Raw genomic sequence first — 18,187 nt, 5'->3', positions numbered from 1 at the left:
GTGCGGGAAATCAGGGTGGTGCTTCCCAGCGTTCTGCAGCCGCTGGCCGGCGGGCAGTCCGTCCTGACTGCGCCCGCCGACGGGCCGGTTTCGGTGGGAAAGCTCCTCGATGCGGTGACCTCGGACTTCGCAGTGCTGGCCCGGCGGCTCCGTGACGAGACCGGCGCGCTGCGGCGCTTCGTGAATGTGTACGTCGGCGGGGACGAGGTGCGGCGGTTGCAGGGCCTGGAAACCGAGGTGGCTCCAGGCCAGGAAGTACTGGTCATCCAGTCGGTAGCCGGGGGTTGAACGGCTATGGTGCCGAAGGTTCCGGTGCGGCGGGCAGCCCTTGCTGGCTACACCCGGGCCGCGGATCCCGACAGTTTCAGGCGAGCCGCCAGACGCTGCATTCGTCCGTATTGATCGCTTTGCGCAGGCCGGTGAGCCGGTCCAGGATCCAGACCACGCCGATGCCGGGCGCGGTTTCCTGGACACTTCCGCGGCGGATCACAACGTCGTCGTAGGAAGGGCCCACGGAGAGGCGGGCTTCGATCTCGTCGCCGCGGTGGAGCTGGTCCAGGGCGCGGACTCGTGTCACATGTGGTGTCGCTTTCTGCTTCATGGCGGGGCCTCCTGGCTGGGGCTGGTGCCGGCTCTTGCCTGCAGAATCCAGTGTGCCGGGGCAATGTTGCGCCCGCGTTTCCCCGCGGTTAGGCGCGGGTTAGTTCTTCGCGCCGGAGCTGTTTCCCGAACCGAATTTCCCGGGCACCACGGCAGAACAGGCGGGCAGGGCCCGACGGCGGTGCGGCCTTAAGGGGCCCTACGGCAGTTCCACGCTGGCGCGGTATGCCGCCAGGAAGGTGGAGATGCGGTGCACAGCCTCCCGGATGTCCAGGACGGACGGAAGGATCACGAACCGGAAGTGGTCCGGCGTCGGCCAGTTAAACGCGGAACCGTGCGAGACGAGGATCTTCTGGTCCTTCAGCAGGTCCAGGACAAACTGTTCGTCGCTGCTGATGGGGTAGAGCTCCGGATCGAGGCGGGGGAACAGGTACATGGCGCCCGCCGCGGGGACACACGTCACGCCCGGTATCTCGGTCAGGAGCTGGTAGGCGAGATCGCGCTGTTCACGGAGCCTGCCTCCGGGCCGCACCAGGGCGTCGATGCTCTGGTAGCCGCCAAGGCAGGTCTGGATGGCATGCTGGGCCGGAACGTTGGGGCACAGCCGCAGGGAGGCCAGCAGTTCCAGTCCTTCCCGGTAGGCGGCGGTGGCGGCAAGTGGCCCGGTGACGGCAACCCAGCCTGCCCGGTAGCCGGGCATGCGGTACGCCTTGGACAGCCCGCTGAACGTCAGGCAGCAGACGTCCTCGGCCACGGCCGCGGTGTGGATATGCTGGGCCTCCTCATACAGCACCTTCTCGTAGATCTCGTCCGAGAACAGGACCAGGTGGTGTTTCCGGGCCAAGGCCGCGAACTGCTCCAGGATGTGCCGCGGATAGACGGCGCCCGTGGGGTTGTTGGGGTTGATGATCACAATCCCCTTGGTGCGGCTGGTGATCTTGGCCTCCACGTCGGCCATGTCCGGCCACCAGTTCTCCCCTTCGTCGCAGAGGTAGTGCACCGGCTTGCCCCCTGTCAGCGTGACCGCTGCGGTCCACAGCGGGTAGTCCGGTGCCGGCACCAGGATCTCGTCGCCGTTTTCCATAAACGCCTGCAGGCACATGGAAATGAGTTCGCTGACGCCGTTGCCGATGAAGATGTCCTCCACCCCGATCTGCATCAGGCCGCGCGTCTGGTAGTACTGCGAGATGGCGGTCCGCGCTGAGAAGATCCCCTTCGAGTCGCTGTATCCCTGGGCGCCCCTCAGGTGGTGGATCATGTCCACCACCACGGACTCCGGCGTTTCCAGGCCGAACGGCGCGGTGTCCCCAAGGTTCATCTTGAGGATCCGGTGCCCTTCCGCCTCCATGGCCTTGGCGGCCTGGAGGATGGGTCCGCGGAGTTCGTACCGGACGTTTTGGAGCTTGCTGGAGTGCTGCATGGGGCGCATGGTTGATTTTTTCACACACGGACGGCGACGGCGTCCCGTCTACGGTCCGGGCGCCTGGCCGTGGTGCGGTTCCGGCACAGTTGCGTGGTGCTTCAAGACTGCTGCCTACCGTCGGCGGTCCCGGCGCACGCCGCGGACGCCGAGGGTGACCCCACCGGCCACGAGCACCGCACCGATGCCCTGCAGGCCCGGGGAATCATCGGCGCCGCCGAGCACGAAGACGGCCCCGCCGAGCACCACGACGAGCAGCGGGACCACCCACCTCATGGTGCCAGCCTGTCGCCTTTGCGGTGGAGGCGGTACCAGCGGTATCCGTAACGTTCCAGTTCAACGGTGAAGCCGCCGTCGGGATCCAGGGTGATGTTGTCGCCGTCGAACAGGTCCAGCAGGGTGGCGTCCCGGAACGCATTCGCTGGCCCGTCCTCCGGGGCCACTGTGCCGTTTACCTTCACGGGGGCCTCCCCGAAGTTGTGCAGCAGCACCAGTGTGCCGCCGTCCGAACTGCAGGTGTGGGCAAGGACTGCAGGCTCTGGCTGGTCGATGATGGCGAACTCGCCCCAGCCCAGCTCCGCCGATTCGCGGAAGCGGCGGATCAGCGTGACCAAGAAGTTGAACAGCGAGCCGGGATCCCTCTTCGCGGCCGCGGCGTTGACGTGCCCGGGACCGTATTCTCCCCGGGCCAGCGGCGCCACCAGGTCCGATACCTTGGCCGTGGAGAAGCCGGCGTTCTTTTCGCCGTTCCACTGCATGGGGGTGCGCACGGAAGCCCGGCCTTTCTGCCGGAGGTCCTCTCCCATGCCGATCTCCTCCCCATAAAAGAGCACCGGAGTGCCCGGCAGGGCGAACATCAGCGAGTACACCATGCGGATGCGCCCTGCGTCGCCGCCAAGCATCGGGGGAAGGCGGCGGCGCAGGCCGCGGCCATAGATCTGCATGTTCTTCTCCGGCCCAAACGCGGAAAAGACCTCTTCCCGCTCACCGTCGCTGAGCTTGTCCAGAGTGAGTTCGTCGTGGTTCCGCACGAACATGGCCCACTGGTTGTCCGGGTGCAGCGGCGGCCTGCTCTTCAGCGTCTCCGCCAGTGGACGGGCGTCCTGGCGTGCCAGCGACAGATAGATGTGCTGCATGGACATGAAGTCGAACTGCATGTTGAGTTCGTTCCCGTCCGGACCGCCGAAGTACTCAAGCTGCTCCTTGTACGGCAGGTTCACCTCGCCCAGGAGGATGGCGCTGCCGTTGCGCCGGCTCACGAAGCTGCGCAGTGCGGCCAGGTACTCATGCGGATCCAGGTTCGCGGCCTCGTCCTTGGGCTGGCCGCGGGTCTCCAGGAAGAAGGGCACCGCGTCCAGGCGGAAGCCGTCCAGGCCCAGTTCCAGCCACAGGCCCATCGCCTTGGCAATCTCGTTCCGGACGGAGGGATTGGTGACATCCAGGTCCGGCTGGTGCTTGGCGAACATGTGCAGGTACCACTCGCCGGTGGCTTCATCCTTTTCCCACAGCGAGTCCTCCTCGCCAGGGAACACCACCTCCGAGGAGGTGTCCGGGGGAGTGTCGCTCCGCCACACGTAGTAGTCGCGGTATTTGTTGTCCTTGGATTTCCTGGCCTCGACAAACCAGGGGTGCTGGTCCGAGGTGTGGTTCACCACGAAGTCGGCGATGACGCGCATTCCACGGTCCTTGGCCGCCCGGATGAACTCCACAACGTCCCCCATGGTGCCCAGCCGGGGATCCACGGCGAAGAAGTCCGTCACGTCGTACCCGTCGTCGCGGTCCGGGGAGGGGTAGAACGGCATGAGCCAGATACAGGTCACGCCCAGTGCGGCGAGGTAGTCCACGCGCTGGGTCAGTCCGGCAAAATCGCCGGTGCCATCGCCGTCGTCGTCAAAGAACGTCTCCACGTCCAGGCAGTAGACCACGGCGTTCTTCCACCACAGGTCCGAAGTTTCGGCGAGCCTCATGCGGGTGCCTGCGCCGGCGCCTGGACCTTCGAGCCCTGCAGCTGCGGAAGGACATCTGCCGCAAACGCATCAATGAACGGGGCCTGCTCCTGCCCCACGAAGTGCAGGTAGAGCTCGTCGAAGCCCAGGGCCGCGTACGCCCCCAGCCACTCGGCGTGCTGGTCCAGGCTTGCCGAGACGTTGACCGCCTTCCGGACCTGGTCCTCGCCGATATGCCCGCTCACGCCGTCGAAATGCCCGGCCGTGGGAAGGTCCCACGGGACCGGCGGGGCGAAGGTGTTGGTCCGCCACTGGTCCAGCGCAATGGCTGCCGCGTCCTGTTCACGGGGGGCCCAGGACAGGTGCACCTGCAGCGCGGTCCTGCCGCGGCCGCCGTTGTCCCGGTATGCCGCCAGCATGTCCTTGAGCTTGCCGGCCGGCTGGTTGATGGTGACCAGGCCGTCCGCCCAGGCTGCAGAGCGGCGGGCGGTCTCCACACTGATGGCCGGTGCGATAATCGGCGGCGGGGAGTCCGGCACGTCCCAGATCCGGGCCTGTTCAACGGTGACAAGGCCGTGGTGGGTGACCTCCTCGCCGCGATGCAGCCGGCGGATCACCTCAACGCACTCCTCCAGCCGGCGCTGCCGTGTTTCCTTCGGCGGCCAGGCGTCACCGGTGACGTGCTCATTCATGTTCTCGCCGCTCCCGGTGGCCATCCAGAACCGTTCCGGAAACATGCCGGCCAGGGTGGCCGAGGCGTGGGCGATGATGGCGGGGTGGTACCGCTGGCCCGGGGCGGTCACCACACCGAAGCGCAGGCTGGTGGTGGCCAGCGCCGCGCCCAGCCAGGACCAGGCGAACCCGGAGTGGCCCTGCCGGGCGGACCACGGCTCAATATGGTCAGAGCACATGGCGGCATCGAATCCTGCCTGTTCCGCGTGCTGGACGTCCTTGAGCAGCTGGGCGGGACTGATCTGTTCGTGTGAGGCGTGGAAGCCGACAGTAACCATCGTTAACCTCTACCGTCCGCAGGGGTGCCGTGTCGAGGGCTGGCCTGCCCGGCGCCACTTGTCAGATAAGTTTGAAGCCTGTATTACTGCGCATCCCGGAATTCCTGCGCAGGCGGCGGAGCTGGAAGGACGTACCACTCGTGGGCGGTGTGCTGGTGGGGCTGGCGGTAATCGGCGCCGTCATCGCCGTGGGCTACATTGCCGCTCGCTGCGGGCTGGGCGGGGAACCCACGGTCTCGGCGCTCACCCGGACTGCCTTCTTCATCACCAACCCCGTCCTGCTGTTCACGGTGGTCCTGGAATCGGACCTCACCGTGGTCTTCTCCGCCTACGTTCCGCTGGCCATTCTGACGGCGTCGGCCACGGCGCTGCTGTACGTGCTGGCCAGCAGGCTGTGGTTCCGGCGGCCGCTGGCTGAGACCGCCGTCGGCGCGATGGCCAGCTCCTACGTCAACGCCAACAATATCGGCATCCCCATCATGCTGTACGCCCTGGGCGACGCCACCCCGGTGGCACCGGTCCTGCTGGTCCAGCTCCTCCTCTTGGCGCCCGTGGTCCTCACCCTGCTGGACCTCTCCGCCGCCGGCCGGGTGTCGCCCAGGCTGCTGCTCTCCCAGCCCTTCCGCAACCCGATGATCATCGCGTCCCTGCTCGGCGTGGTCCTGGCCGCGTTCCGGGTGGAACTTCCTCCACCTGTGATGGCACCCCTCTCCCTCCTGGGCGGGGCTGCCGTTCCGGTGGTGCTGCTCGCCTTCGGCATGTCCCTGCACGGCACCCGGATGCTGCGCAGCGGCGGGCACACGGCCGAAATCCTGACGGCCACGGCGCTGAAGTCCGCCGTGATGCCCGCGGTGGCGTTCGCCGTCGGACGCTTTATCTTCAACCTGGACCAGCACATGCTCCTGGGCGTGGTGCTGATGGCCGCCCTTCCCACAGCCCAGAACGTGTTCCTGTTCGCCGGCAAGTACGGGCGCGGGGTCGCAGTGGCCCGCGAAACGGTCCTGCTGTCAACGGCGGCAGCGGCGCCGTCCCTGATCCTCATCGTGTGGCTGCTGGCGGGGTGAGCCCGCGGGGCGGGGTTACGCAGGGGCACGTCCCCGGGCAAGAATGGGCAGCATGGAACTTCCCGTGATGCCGCCCGTCCCGCCCATGCTCGCCAAGGCCGTCAGCGGCATTCCTGGTGTTGCAGGGGGCGGGGACCTCAGCTATGAGCCGAAATGGGACGGATTCCGGTCCATCATCTTCCGGGACGGCGATGAGCTGGAGATCGGCAGCCGCAACGAGAAGCCCATGACGCGCTATTTTCCCGAGCTTGTTGAGGCGCTGAAGGAGAACCTGCCGCCACGCTGCGTGGTGGACGGCGAGATCATCCTGGTCGGTTCCTCCGGCGACCGCCTCGATTTCGACGCCCTGCAGCAGCGCATCCACCCCGCAGCCAGCCGGGTCAAGCTGCTCGCTTCCCAGACACCGGCCTCCTTCGTGGCGTTCGATCTTCTGGCCCTCGGTGACGACGACTACACCGGCCGGCCCTTCACCGAACGGCGTGCGGCCCTGGAAAAGGCGCTCGCGGCGAGCAAGGCCCCGGTCCACCTCACCGCCGCCACCACGGACAAGGATACGGCGGAGCAGTGGTTCCGCCAGTTCGAGGGCGCCGGGCTGGACGGCGTTGTGGCCAAGCGCCTGGACGGCCGGTACGAGCCGGACAAGCGGGTGATGTTCAAGACCAAGCATGAACGCACCGCTGACTGCGTGGTGGCCGGTTACCGCCTGCACAAGAGCGGGCCGGATGTGGTCGGCTCGCTGCTGCTGGGGTTGTACAAGGACGACGGCGGCCTGGCCAGCGTGGGCGTGATCGGCGCCTTCCCCATGAAGCGGCGCAAGGAGCTGTACGAGCAGCTCCAGCCGCTGGTAACCACCTTCGATGACCACCCGTGGGCGTGGGCCAAGCAGGAGGAGGGGGAACGGACGCCGCGCAACGCCGAGGGCAGCCGCTGGAGCGCCGGCAAGGACCTGTCCTTCGTACCCCTCCGCCCGGAGCTGGTGGTGGAGGTGCGGTACGACCACATGGAGGGGGAACGGTTCCGGCACACGGCCCAGTTCAACCGCTGGCGGCCGGACCGGGACCCGGAATCGTGCACGTACGCGCAGCTGGAGGAGCCGGTCAGTTTTGACCTGGCGTCGGTGCTGGAGGCCGGCCGGCCCTAGGTTTTGGGGAGGCCGCCGGCGTCCCCGGCCACCCGACGTCGTGCCTGCTGCCCCGGGCGGCGCCGGAACAGCCCATTTTTCAACGGGGAAAAGCCCGCCATATGGGGGGAATGGCGGGCTTTCCGGTTCCAAAACCGGGCTGGACGGTACTTCCAGCCGGGCGGGGTTCTACTTGAGGCCGAGCTGCGTGGTGGGGGTCTTGTAGGACTCCTTGGCAGTCAGGGCGGAGATGGCCGCGATGCCGCAGATCACGGCGGTGAAGATGCTGATCTGGACCCAGCCGCCGGGCCTGATCCCGCCCATGGCCGCCACGATTGCAGGTGCGAACCCTGCCATCAGGAAGCCCAGCTGGGTGCCGATGGCCAGGCCGGAGAAGCGGACCTTGGTGCTGAACATCTCGGCGTAGAAGGACGGCCAGACGGCGTTGGAGGCTGCGTAGCCGCAGGAGAAGAAGCCGATGGCGGCCAGGAACATCAGCGGCACGCTGCCGGATTCCAGGCTGAGCAGGAAGACGGGCGTCAGGATGGCGCTGGCCACAGCCCCGTAAATGAAGACGGGCTTGCGGCCGATCCTGTCAGCCAGCATGCCGAAGAGCGGCTGGGTGCCCAGGGCCACGAAGTTGGCGCCGACCACGAGCCAGAGGGTGGTGGTGCCGTCGACGCCCGCCACGGTCTTGGCATAGCTGATGGCGAGGGTGCCGAACACGGTGGAGACGGCGGCGATGAAGGCGCAGCAGATCACGCGGAGGACGTCGCGCCAGTGGGCCTTGAGCAGGTCGGCAACCGGGAGCTTGGAAATTTGGGCGGTCTTCTGGGCTTCCTCGAAGGCCGGCGGCTCGTGCAGGGTGCGCCGGATGAAGAAGGCAACAACAACCACCACGGCGCTCAGCCAGAACGGGATGCGCCAGCCTATGCCGTACTTGATCTCGTCCGGGAGGGCCAGGACGGGGATGAAGACCAGGGCTGCGAGGATCTGGCCGCCCTGGGTGCCCGTGAGGGTCCAGGAGGTGAAGAAGGAGCGCCGGTTGTCCGGGGCGTGCTCAAGGGTCATGGAGGAGGCTCCGGCCTGTTCCCCGGCGGCGGACAGGCCCTGGCAGAGCCGGGCCAGCACCAGCAGGGCGGGAGCCCACCAGCCAACCGTGTTGAAGTCCGGCAGGCAGCCGATGAGGAAGGTGGAGGCACCCATCAGGAGGAGGGTGAACATCAGGACCTTCTGCCGGCCCACCCTGTCACCGAAGTGCCCCAGGATCACGGCGCCCACGGGGCGCGCCACATAGGCGAAACCGAACGTGGCGAAGGACATGATGGCCGCGTTCGCGTCAGCATTGGGGAAGAAGACCGTGGGGAAGATCAGGGCTGCTGCGGATCCGAAAATGAAGAAATCGTAATATTCGACGGCGCTGCCCAGGAAGCTGGCGAGGGCTGCCTTCTTCGGCGTCCCGGCCGGGGCGGCAATGCCTGGCTCGGCGGACGGAAGTGTCTGGCTCATGGAGTTCCTTAGATGTGACGACTTTGTCGCGGATGGATCAGGGGGGCTCGCGGCCGGCGCTGCCTTCAGGTGGAGGCGCGGCTCGGCATTGGTGCGGGATAACCCGGGCAGTAGCCACATGGTGGGAGCTACTTGTGCGATACAGCAATAGTGACTGTGAGTGCGGTCACCTGTCAAGAAAATAATCACTATCTAGAAATAACTCTCACTATGTGGGAGCATCGATCCATGAGTGTGAACCAAGCCACAGCGGACAACGACGTAACTGCTGACACCCCTCCTGAGGCCAAGGCGGCCAAAGCGGACCGCACGGACATGGTGGGGAAGGCCCTGGGCCTCCTGGTCCTTCTGGGCGATGAGCCGCGCGGGGCCAGTGCCGCAGAGATCTCCCGACGGGCCGAGCTGCCCTTCAGTACCACCTACCGCCTGCTGGGGTCCCTGACCCGCGACGGCTTCGTGGACTACGAACCGGACGGCCGCCGCTACCACCTGGGCCTGCGGATCTTCCAGCTGGGCCAGCGGGTCTCCAACCATCACGGCTTCGCCGGCACGGCCATGCCGGTCCTCCGCCGGGTCACCGAACAGACGGGCGAGGCCACCATCCTCAGCGTCCGCGACGGCCACCACCACCTCACGGTCAACAAGGTGGACGGTCCGCAGATGTTCCGGGTGACCAGCGACCCCGGCCACTTGGGCTCCCTCTCCACTACCGCCGTCGGAAAAGTGCTGGTTGCCTTTGCGGAGGACGCCGACCGCGAACGGCTGCTGGAGGATCTCCCGCTGGAGCAGCTCACGGAAAAGTCCATCACGGATCTGGACGCCTTCCGCGCGGAAATCGATAAGGTCCGGCGCCAAGGATATGCCGTGATGGACGAGGAAAACGAGATGGGCATGCGTGCCGTCGCCGTTCCGCTTCTCAACTCCCAGGGCCACGCCTTCGCTTCCCTGGCAACGGCGGTCCCCGTCTTCCGCATGGGCCTGGAGGAACTGGCGGCGTGCGTCCCGCTGCTGCAGGAGGCGGCCGCCGAGCTTGCGGCCCGCCTGCCGCAACGCTGACTCGGCTATTTGTTCGTATGTGGAACAAGAGTGCGCTGATAGAACAAATGATGTACCGTAACTTTCAACACCGCAGCAGCAGCACCCGCCTGGCGCACTGCTCCTGCCCGGTGCCGTACCAAAGGAGCTGCACGGATGAGTAATCGAACTGAGTCCTACCTGGTGGGACTGGTCGGCGATGGTGTGATGCCGTCACTCACCCCGCCCATGCACGAGCGCGAAGGGGATGTCCAGGGCCTGCGCTACCTCTACCGGCCCATCGACCTCGTGGAACTCGGCCTTCCCGGCGACTCCGTGGGAGAGCTGCTGCGCAGTGCCAGGAACCTCGGCTTCAACGGCCTGAACATCACGCACCCCTGCAAGCAGCTGGTCCTGCAGCACCTGGACGAGGTGACGCCGGACGCCGTGCGGCTCGGTGCGGTCAATACCGTGGTGATCGACGGCGGCCGGTTCATAGGCCACAACACAGACTTTTCCGGCTTTGCCGCAGCCCTCTCCTCAGGACTTCCCGGCGCCAGGCTGGACCGGGTGGTCCAGCTGGGCGCCGGCGGGGCAGGTTCCGCCGTGGCCTACGCCCTCCTCACCGCCGGGGTCCGCCACCTGGACCTCGTGGACATGGACGCCGCCCGCAGCGCCGCCCGGGCAGCCGAACTGGCCGGCTTCTTCCCGGACAGCACCGTTGTGGCGCGCACGACGGCGGAGCTGCCGCAGCTGATGCCGCTGGCCGACGGCCTGGTGCACTGCACCCCCGTGGGGATGGCCGCCCACCCCGGCGTTCCGCTGGACCTGGAGCTGCTGGAGTCCCGGCACTGGGTGGCGGACATTGTCTACCGCCCCATCGACACCGAGCTCGTCCGGGGCGCCCGCGCCAAGGGCTGCGAGGTCCTGGACGGCGGCCGGATGGCAGTGGGCCAGGCCGCAGATGCCTTCCGCATCTTCACGGGCCTGGAACCCGATCCGGACCGCATGCGCTCGCACTTCCTGGAGCTCGTGGCCGCAGAAGAGGTGGCTGCCTGATGCGCACCGGTATCGCCACCGTCTGCCTCTCCGGCACCCTGAAGGAGAAGATGCAGGCCTGTGCCATCGCCGGGTTCGACGGCATCGAGATCTTTGAACAGGACCTGGTCACCTCGCCGCTGAGCCCCGGGGACGTCCGGTCCATGGCAGCAGACCTTGGCCTGGGGCTGGACCTCTACCAGCCGTTCCGGGATTTCGACGGCGTGGCCCCGGACCTGCTGAAGGCGAACCTCCGGCGGGCGGAGGCGAAGTTCAACCTGATGTCCCGCCTGGGCATGGACACCATCCTGGTCTGCTCCAACGTTGCCACGGCCACGATCGACGACGACGCCGTCCGCGCCGAACAGCTCGCCCAGCTGGCCGGACTTGCCGGCGACCACGGCATCAAGGTGGCCTACGAGGCCCTGGCCTGGGGCAAGCACGTGAACGACTACGAGCACGCCTACCGCCTGGTGGAGATGGTGGACCACCCCAACCTGGGAACCTGCCTGGACTCCTTCCACATCCTGTCCCGCGACTGGGACACCGCGCCAATAGAAAGGCTCGACCCCGAGAAGATCTTCTTCGTCCAGGTTGCGGACGCCCCGAAACTCACCATGGATGTGCTGTCCTGGAGCCGCCACTACCGCGTGTTCCCGGGCGAGGGGCAGTTCGAGCTGGCCAAGTTCATGGGCCACGTGGTCCGGGCCGGCTACTCCGGCCCGGTCTCCCTGGAGGTCTTCAACGATGTCTTCCGCCAGTCGGATGTGGACCGCACAGCCGTGGACGCCATGCGCTCGCTCATCTGGCTGGAGGAACAGAGCGCCAAATGGCTGGCAGGCAGCGCGGAAGCCGCAGAGGGCGGCAGTGCTGCCTCCCGCCGTCGTTATCCTATGGAACTCGCCACGCTGCCCAAGGTCAGCGAACCGGCGGGCTTCAACTTCGCCGAGGTCAAAGCGGACGATACCGCACAGCTGGAGAAGCTCCTGGGCCAGCTTGGCTTCGGGTTCGAGGGCAGGCACCGCACCAAGGACGTGCAGCTGTGGACCATGGGCCAGGCGCGCGTGATCATCAACGAGCAGGCGGCATCGCACGCCGAACCGTCGATCGCCGCCTTGGGGTTCGACGTCGATTCACCCGTGATTGCCTCGGCCCGGGCGCAGCAGCTCAAGGCTCCCGTGGTGGCCCGCAAGGTCCAGGCCGACGAGGAAGTCTTCCAGGGCATCTCCGCGCCCGACTCAACGGAAATCTTCCTGTGCCAGGGCAGCCCGGACGGCACGGCAGCCTGGACCCGTGAATTCGGGGAAGGCCTGGAACACCGCACTCCTTCCGGCGGGCCGGGTGCGGCTGCGGTCATCGACCACGTCAACCTCGCCCAGCCGTGGCAGCACTTCGACGAGGCCGTCCTGTTCTACACCAGCGCCCTGGCCCTGGAACCGCAGCCCTTCGCCGAAGTGCCCAGCCCCAGCGGGCTGGTGCGCTCGCAGGTGATGACCACCTCCGACGCCGCCGTCCGGCTGGTGCTGAACCTGGCGCCGGTGCAGCAGGCCCGCAGCGAAGTCCGCAAGACCTACCAGGAGCACATCGCGTTCGCCGTGAAGGACCTCGTGGCCACTGCCCGGGCCGCCCGGGACCGGGGCCTCGAATTCCTGCAGATCCCCGCGAACTACTACGAGGACCTGGACGCCCGGTTCGACCTTGACCCCGGGTTCCTGGCCACCCTGCAGGAGCTCAACCTCCTCTACGACCGCGATGCGGACGGCGAATTCCTCCACTTCTACACCGCCACGGTGGGCAGTGTGTTCTTCGAGATGGTGGAACGCCGCGGCGGCTACGACGGGTACGGGGCGCCCAACGCCCCGGTCCGGCACGCGGTCCAGTACGACTCGCTGCACCGGACCTGAGCCGGCCGCCGAACTGACCAACTGCCCTACGAATCACAACGAAAACCAGAAAGGAGCCAGCCGTGCCGGAAGAAACCAACGCCCAGCTTGATACCGACGAGTCTGTGCCGCCCGCCGAGCCGAAGGCCGCACACATGCCCCTTGACCGCGCCATTGAAACCCAGGCTGACCTCAGTGCAGAGATCAACGCCCTGGGCGAAGCCTACGCACGGGCCCTCAAAGAGGGTTCCCCCGCCGAAACCCAGCCGCGGCTGGACTACCCGCCCTACCGCTCCAGCATCCTGCGGCACCCCACCAAAAGCCTGCACCACGCGGACCCGGAAACCATCGAGCTGTACTCGCCGGCCTTCGGCCACCAGGACGTGCACGCCCTTGAGTCGGACCTGACCATCCAGCACAACGGCGAGCCCCAGGGCGAGCGGATCATCGTGGCAGGCCGGGTCCTGGACGGCGACGGCCGCCCCGTTGCCGGTCAGTTGGTGGAGATCTGGCAGGCCAATTCCTCCGGCCGGTACATCCACAAGCGCGACCAGCACCCGGCGCCGATCGACCCGAACTTTACGGGCATCGGCCGCTGCATCACCGGCCCGGACGGGTCCTACCGGTTCACCACCATCAAGCCCGGGGCGTACCCGTGGAAGAACCACCTGAATGCCTGGCGCCCGGCGCACATCCATTTCTCCCTGTTCGGAACCGAGTTCACCCAACGGATCATCACCCAGATGTATTTCCCGGGCGACCAGCTGTTCCCGCTGGACCCGATCTACCAGACCATCGTGGACCAGGACGCCCGCGACCGGCTGGTGGCCACCTACGACCACAGCCTCACCGAGCCCGAGTGGGCCCTTGGGTACAACTGGGACATTGTCCTGACCGGGCCCAAGCGGACCTGGACCGAAAACGAGGCACTTGGTGCCGCAGGCGACGAGGAATAGGCAGAGGACCAGTCAGATGAACAACCAGACCAAACTCGTCCCCACTCCCGGCCAGACCGTGGGCCCGTTCTACGGCTACGCGCTTCCGTTCGACAAGGACAACGAACTCCTGGCCCCCGGCTCACCGGGCTCCATCCGCCTGCAAGGCACGGTGTATGACGGCGCCGGCCACACCATCCCGGACGCCATCCTGGAAATCTGGCAGCCCGACGCCGAGGGCAACGTCGTCCAGAAGACCGGCTCCCTGGTCCGCGACGGCTACACCTTCACCGGCTGGGGCCGCGGCGCCGTGGGGAACTCGGGAGTCTTCACTTTCACCACCGTGAACCCGGGCCCGACGTCGCCGGGTTCGGCGCCCTTCATCTCCGTGGCCATCTTCGCCCGCGGACTCACCAACCGGCTCTTCACCCGCATCTACCTCCCGGAGGACACCGAGGCCCTGGCCAACGACCCCCTGCTGAGCTCCCTGGACCCCGAGCGCCGCAAGACGCTGATCGCCCGCCGCGACGCCGACGGCGGCCTCACCTGGGACGTCCGCCTTCAGGGCGAGGGCGAGACAGTCTTCCTGGACTTCCAGTGACCGGGTCCGCCGGCCTGGGAGATGCGGGCGCCTTCGGGGAGGAGGGCGACGCCGGCCTGCTCAGTCCCGTCTCGGCGTCACCCCTTGTGGGTGCGCTGACGGGCGACCGGGCCGTGCTGGCGGCGATCCTCGCCGTCGAGTCCGGCTGGGCCGCCGTGCTCGAGAAGGCGGGCCTGGCGCCCGCCGGTTCCGCCGCCGTCGTCTCCGTAGCGGCCGAGCCTGGCAGGTACAGCGTGGCAGGCATAGCCCGACGCGCCCAGGGCGGGGGCAACCCGGTGATCCCGCTGCTGGCGGACCTTCGGAAAAACGTCCAGGCGCTGGACGGCACCGGCATTGGCGCCGGAAGGGCAGTCCACACGTCCCTGACCAGCCAGGACGTGCTGGACACGGCCCTGATGCTGCTGGCCCGCAACACCGTTGAAGCGCTGCTCGGCGACCTGAAGCGCACCTCGGCGGCACTTGCCAGTTTGGCCGAAGAGCATGCGGACACGCTGTGCGTGGGCAGGAGCCTCACCCAGTATTCGCTCCCCTTCACGTTCGGGCTCCGGGCTGCGCAATGGTTCCATGGCGTCGCCGCCGCGGGACGCCAGCTGGAGGTCCTGGCCTATCCGGTCCAGTTCGGCGGCGCTGCGGGAACCCTGGCCGCCGGAACCGTCCTGGCCTCCGGCTCATCAAGCACCCCCTTCAGCCTGGCGGATGCCCTGGCGGCACAGCTGGGCCTCGCCGCCGCCCCGGCGCCCTGGCACACCAACCGGCTGGTGGTGACGTCGCTGGGCAACGCCCTCGCCGCCGTGCTGGACGCGTTCGGCAAGATCGCCGCCGATGTGCTGTTCCTGAGCAGGCCCGAGGTGGGCGAGCTGGCCGAACCGCGCGCCGCCGGCCGCGGAGTCTCCTCTGCCATGCCGCAGAAACAGAATCCCGTACTGTCTGTCCTGGTCCGCAGCGCGGCGCTGCAGGCACCCCAGCTCGTGGCCCAGCTGCACCTGGCGGCAGCCAACTTCAACGATGAGCGCCCGGACGCCGCGTGGCACACCGAGTGGCCGGCGCTCCGGCAGCTCCTGGCCCTGGCACTCGGGGCGGCCGGACACATCCGAGAACTCGCCGGCGGCCTTCAGGCCTTCCCGGACGAGATGCGCCGCAACCTGGACCTCGCCGGTCCGCTGCTCCTGGCCGAGGGGGTGGGCGCGGCGATAGCGCCCCTGCTGGGGGCAAAGGACGGCCTCACCGGGAAGGAACAGCTGCAGGCCGTGGTGGACCAGACCCTGCAGGCACCCTCCGGGGAGCAGGCTGCCACCTACCGCAAGCTGCTCCGCGACGCCGTGCCGGCCGGGGTTCTCACCGACCTCCGGCTCGAGGAACTCCTCAACCCCGCCAGCTACCTGGGCGAGGCGGCAAATATTTCCCGCCGTATCCTGGCCGCTTTCCCGGAATACGCGGCGCCCCCCGAACCATCCCTTACCGACGCGAACGGAGACCCCCGTGGCTAAACCTGCCCTGAAAGCAGCCCTGCTCTCGCCCCAGCGCCCGCTGGGTGACCATCCGCTGCTGGTGGTGGGACCCTCCCTGGGCACCTCCACCATCCTGTGGAACCGCACCGCCTCGGTGCTCGGCAACGATGTCGACGTCGTGGCCTGGGACCTGCCCGGCCACGGGGTCTCACCGGCAGCCACCGGGACCTTCGATGTTGCCGCCCTGGCTGATGCCGTGGTTGACCTTGTGGACTCCATCGCCCCCGGAGAGGCCTTCCACTACGCGGGCGTCTCCCTGGGCGGCGCCACCGGCCTGCAGCTGGGCATCAAGCACGGGGAACGCCTCAAGAGCCTGTCCGTCCAGTGCAGCGGTGCCAAGCTGGGAACGCCCGAAGGGTGGCTGGAACGGGCTGAGACGGTCCGCAGCCAGGGCACCCCGGTGATGATCCAGGGCTCGGCGGAACGCTGGTTCGCCCCCGGTTTCATGGAGCGCGAACCGGAGCTCAGCAGCTTGCTCCTGCATGCCCTGCGCGATGCCGACCGGTTCAGCTACGCCTTCTGCTGCGAGGCACTGGCCGCGTTCGATGTCCGGGAGGACCTCGGCAGCATCCGGGTGCCCACCCAGGTCATCGCAGGGGCGCTGGACGGGGTGGCGCCGCCGTCGTTCGCTGAAGAAGTGGCGGCCGGCATCACGGCCGGCGGCGGGACGGCCACCGCTGTCACCCTGGAGGGCGTGGCGCACCTTGCCCCGGCAGAAGCTCCCGCCCACGTGGCCGAGCTGATGCGCAGCCTCATCAGCTGGACCGAATCGCGGGGGGCAGCCAAGTGAACGGCACCGGCGCGAAGAACCCCGAACGCAACGGCGCCGTCCAGCCCGGCGCCACCAGCCAGGACATTTACGACGGCGGCATGAAGGTGCGGCGCGAAGTGCTGGGCGATGCGCACGTGGACCGGGCCAACGCCGCCAAAGACGAATTCACGGACGACTTCCAGGACATGATCACGCGGATCGCGTGGGGCGGGATCTGGACCCGGCCCGGCCTCACCCGGCAGATGCGCTCCGCCGTCACCATTACCGCCATGGTGGCGCACGGGCACTGGGAGGAGCTGGCCATGCACATCCGGGCTGCCCTCACCAACGGACTCAGCAGGGACGAGATCAAGGAAATCCTGCTGCAGACCGCCATCTACTGCGGAGTGCCCTCCGCGAATACGGCTTTCAAGACCGCCCAGCAGGTGTTCAAGGACATGGACGCGGACACCCCACCCAACTAGGTAGCAGCAGATGTCGCTCTGGGCCCCCAAAACGACATCAACTGCTACCTGGTTGGGCAGACCAGTCAAGAATGTAGAGGAACAGTGATGAACCAGGCTTTTGTGTACGACGCCGTGCGCACCCCGTTCGGGAAGTTCGGCTCCGGCCTCGCCGGGGTCCGTCCGGATGACCTTGCCGCGCATGTGATCAAGGAGTCCGTGCAGCGGGCCCCCGGGCTGGACCCGGAGCGGATCGACGAGGTGGTGTTCGGCAACGCGAACGGTGCCGGCGAGGAGAACCGGAACATCGCCCGGATGGGCACGTTGCTGGCCGGTTTGCCGGTCTCGATTCCGGGCACCACGGTCAACCGGCTGTGCGGGTCTTCGCTGGACGCGGCGATCATCGCGTCCCGGCAGATCAACGCCGGTGACGCCGAGCTGGTGCTGGTGGGCGGTGCGGAATCGATGTCCCGGGCCCCCTGGGTGTTGCCGAAGACGGAGAAGCCTTACCCGGCCGGGGACATGACCCTGGCCTCCACCACGCTGGGGTGGCGGCTGGTGAACAAGGCCATGCCGAAGGAATGGACGATTTCCCTGGGCGAGGCCACTGAGCGGCTGCGCGAGAAGTACGGCGTGAGCCGCGAAGCGCAGGACGAGTTCGCGGCGGCCTCGCACAACCTCTCCGCCGCGGCGTGGGACGAGGGGTTTTACGACAACCTGGTGGCCCCGGTGCCGGGCACGGACCTGGTCCGGGACGAGGGCATCCGTGCCGGTTCCTCGGCGGAGAAGCTCGCCGGGCTGAAGACCGTGTTCCGGACCGAGGACGGCACGGTCACCGCGGGGAATGCTTCGCCGTTGTCCGACGGCGCCTCCGCGGCCTGGGTGGGGTCCGAGGCTGCCGCCGGGCTGCTGGGCCTGGACCCGCTGGCCCGGATCGCCGGGCGCGGCGCGCACGGCAATGATCCGCAGTTCTTCGGTTACGCCCCGGTGGAGGCGGCGAACAAGGCACTCGCGAAGGCGGGCATCGGCTGGGACCAGGTGGGCGCCGTCGAACTTAACGAGGCGTTCGCCGCGCAGTCCCTGGCGTGCATCAACGCCTGGGGCATCGACCACTCCATTGTGAACCGGCACGGCGGCGCGATCGCCATGGGCCACCCGCTGGGGGCTTCCGGAACCCGCATCCTGGGCACCCTGGCCCGGTCCCTGCAGGCGTCCGGGGAGCGCTGGGGCGTGGCCGCGATCTGCATCGGCGTGGGCCAGGGCCTCGCCGTCGTCCTCGAAAACGTCACCGCCTCCGCAGGCACCAGCACAGGAAAGGCCTAGG

Annotated in this window: 18 protein-coding genes; 12 read left to right on the top strand and 6 right to left on the bottom strand. The window is 67.8% G+C overall.

Going from position 1 to position 18,187, the window contains the following annotated elements; genetic code table 11:
* Complete coding sequence (locus AC4BCK_RS20510) at window positions 1–288, top strand: MoaD/ThiS family protein (RefSeq protein WP_174177838.1); 288 nt, start codon at window positions 1–3, stop codon at window positions 286–288.
* A gap of 76 nt (window positions 289–364) precedes the next feature.
* Here the strand turns inward: AC4BCK_RS20510 and AC4BCK_RS20505 are convergent, their stop codons facing one another.
* The 5 genes from AC4BCK_RS20505 to AC4BCK_RS20485 all read right to left on the bottom strand — a co-directional run bounded on the left by AC4BCK_RS20505 (window position 365) and on the right by AC4BCK_RS20485 (window position 4,976).
* The gene (locus AC4BCK_RS20505; RefSeq protein ID WP_066272548.1) at window positions 365–601 is read right to left on the bottom strand and encodes a hypothetical protein; all 237 of its coding nucleotides are present in this window, start codon (window positions 599–601) and stop codon (window positions 365–367) included.
* 198 nt (window positions 602–799) lie between these two features.
* Entirely contained in the window at window positions 800–2,029 is a 1,230-nt protein-coding gene (locus AC4BCK_RS20500) for a pyridoxal phosphate-dependent aminotransferase (RefSeq protein ID WP_066272546.1), read from the bottom strand.
* Between the two features lie 105 nt (window positions 2,030–2,134).
* Window positions 2,135–2,296, bottom strand: coding sequence for a hypothetical protein (locus tag AC4BCK_RS20495; protein WP_251424454.1), 162 nt, complete (start codon window positions 2,294–2,296; stop codon window positions 2,135–2,137).
* Window positions 2,293–3,987 carry an alpha-amylase family protein gene (locus tag AC4BCK_RS20490; protein WP_490566418.1) on the bottom strand — a complete coding sequence of 565 codons (1,695 nt, stop codon included), beginning with the start codon at window positions 3,985–3,987 and terminating at the stop codon, window positions 2,293–2,295. The genes AC4BCK_RS20495 and AC4BCK_RS20490 overlap by 4 nt, the downstream gene beginning before the upstream one ends.
* A complete protein-coding gene (locus tag AC4BCK_RS20485) occupies window positions 3,984–4,976 on the bottom strand; it encodes a TIGR03885 family FMN-dependent LLM class oxidoreductase (RefSeq protein ID WP_363937452.1) in 993 nt (330 codons plus the stop codon). The genes AC4BCK_RS20490 and AC4BCK_RS20485 overlap by 4 nt, the downstream gene beginning before the upstream one ends.
* 140 nt (window positions 4,977–5,116) lie before the next feature.
* On the opposite strand from AC4BCK_RS20485, the gene AC4BCK_RS20480 reads away from it, so the two are divergent.
* Window positions 5,117–6,040, top strand: coding sequence for an AEC family transporter (locus AC4BCK_RS20480; protein WP_251424497.1), 924 nt, complete (start codon window positions 5,117–5,119; stop codon window positions 6,038–6,040).
* A 52-nt stretch (window positions 6,041–6,092) separates the two neighbouring features.
* Window positions 6,093–7,181, top strand: coding sequence for an ATP-dependent DNA ligase (locus tag AC4BCK_RS20475; RefSeq protein WP_363958637.1), 1,089 nt, complete (start codon window positions 6,093–6,095; stop codon window positions 7,179–7,181).
* A gap of 168 nt (window positions 7,182–7,349) precedes the next feature.
* Here the strand turns inward: AC4BCK_RS20475 and AC4BCK_RS20470 are convergent, their stop codons facing one another.
* Window positions 7,350–8,669, bottom strand: coding sequence for an MFS transporter (locus AC4BCK_RS20470; protein WP_310113062.1), 1,320 nt, complete (start codon window positions 8,667–8,669; stop codon window positions 7,350–7,352).
* A 228-nt stretch (window positions 8,670–8,897) separates the two neighbouring features.
* Here AC4BCK_RS20470 and AC4BCK_RS20465 point away from each other — a divergent pair, with 228 nt between their 5' ends.
* The 9 genes from AC4BCK_RS20465 to AC4BCK_RS20425 all read left to right on the top strand — a co-directional run bounded on the left by AC4BCK_RS20465 (window position 8,898) and on the right by AC4BCK_RS20425 (window position 18,186).
* Entirely contained in the window at window positions 8,898–9,725 is an 828-nt protein-coding gene (locus AC4BCK_RS20465; protein WP_490566417.1) for an IclR family transcriptional regulator, read from the top strand.
* 135 nt (window positions 9,726–9,860) lie between these two features.
* Window positions 9,861–10,742: a shikimate dehydrogenase gene (locus AC4BCK_RS20460; RefSeq protein ID WP_174177767.1), complete on the top strand. Its 882-nt coding sequence runs from the start codon at window positions 9,861–9,863 to the stop codon at window positions 10,740–10,742.
* Window positions 10,742–12,625: a bifunctional sugar phosphate isomerase/epimerase/4-hydroxyphenylpyruvate dioxygenase family protein gene (locus AC4BCK_RS20455; protein WP_490566416.1), complete on the top strand. Its 1,884-nt coding sequence runs from the start codon at window positions 10,742–10,744 to the stop codon at window positions 12,623–12,625. The genes AC4BCK_RS20460 and AC4BCK_RS20455 overlap by 1 nt, the downstream gene beginning before the upstream one ends.
* A 62-nt stretch (window positions 12,626–12,687) precedes the next feature.
* Window positions 12,688–13,560, top strand: coding sequence for a protocatechuate 3,4-dioxygenase subunit beta (pcaH, locus tag AC4BCK_RS20450; protein ID WP_174177763.1), 873 nt, complete (start codon window positions 12,688–12,690; stop codon window positions 13,558–13,560).
* Between the two features lie 16 nt (window positions 13,561–13,576).
* The gene (pcaG, locus tag AC4BCK_RS20445) at window positions 13,577–14,140 is read left to right on the top strand and encodes a protocatechuate 3,4-dioxygenase subunit alpha (protein WP_174177761.1); all 564 of its coding nucleotides are present in this window, start codon (window positions 13,577–13,579) and stop codon (window positions 14,138–14,140) included.
* On the top strand, window positions 14,137–15,627 hold the full coding sequence (locus tag AC4BCK_RS20440) for a lyase family protein (protein WP_490566415.1): 1,491 nt from the start codon (window positions 14,137–14,139) through the stop codon (window positions 15,625–15,627). Before pcaG ends, AC4BCK_RS20440 begins: the two co-directional genes overlap by 4 nt.
* Window positions 15,620–16,438 carry an alpha/beta fold hydrolase gene (locus AC4BCK_RS20435; RefSeq protein WP_363937440.1) on the top strand — a complete coding sequence of 273 codons (819 nt, stop codon included), beginning with the start codon at window positions 15,620–15,622 and terminating at the stop codon, window positions 16,436–16,438. The genes AC4BCK_RS20440 and AC4BCK_RS20435 overlap by 8 nt, the downstream gene beginning before the upstream one ends.
* Window positions 16,435–16,884, top strand: a complete 450-nt coding sequence (gene pcaC / locus AC4BCK_RS20430; protein WP_174177757.1) for a 4-carboxymuconolactone decarboxylase — start codon at window positions 16,435–16,437, stop codon at window positions 16,882–16,884. Before AC4BCK_RS20435 ends, pcaC begins: the two co-directional genes overlap by 4 nt.
* Window positions 16,885–16,971: 87 nt before the next feature.
* Window positions 16,972–18,186, top strand: a complete 1,215-nt coding sequence (locus tag AC4BCK_RS20425; RefSeq protein WP_490566414.1) for a thiolase family protein — start codon at window positions 16,972–16,974, stop codon at window positions 18,184–18,186.
* Window position 18,187 lies beyond the last annotated feature (1 nt).

It is taken from the genome of Pseudarthrobacter sp. As-47 (assembly GCF_058215595.1).
Note: the sequence above shows the minus strand (reverse complement) of the source record. Positions and strands in the feature narration are given on the sequence as shown.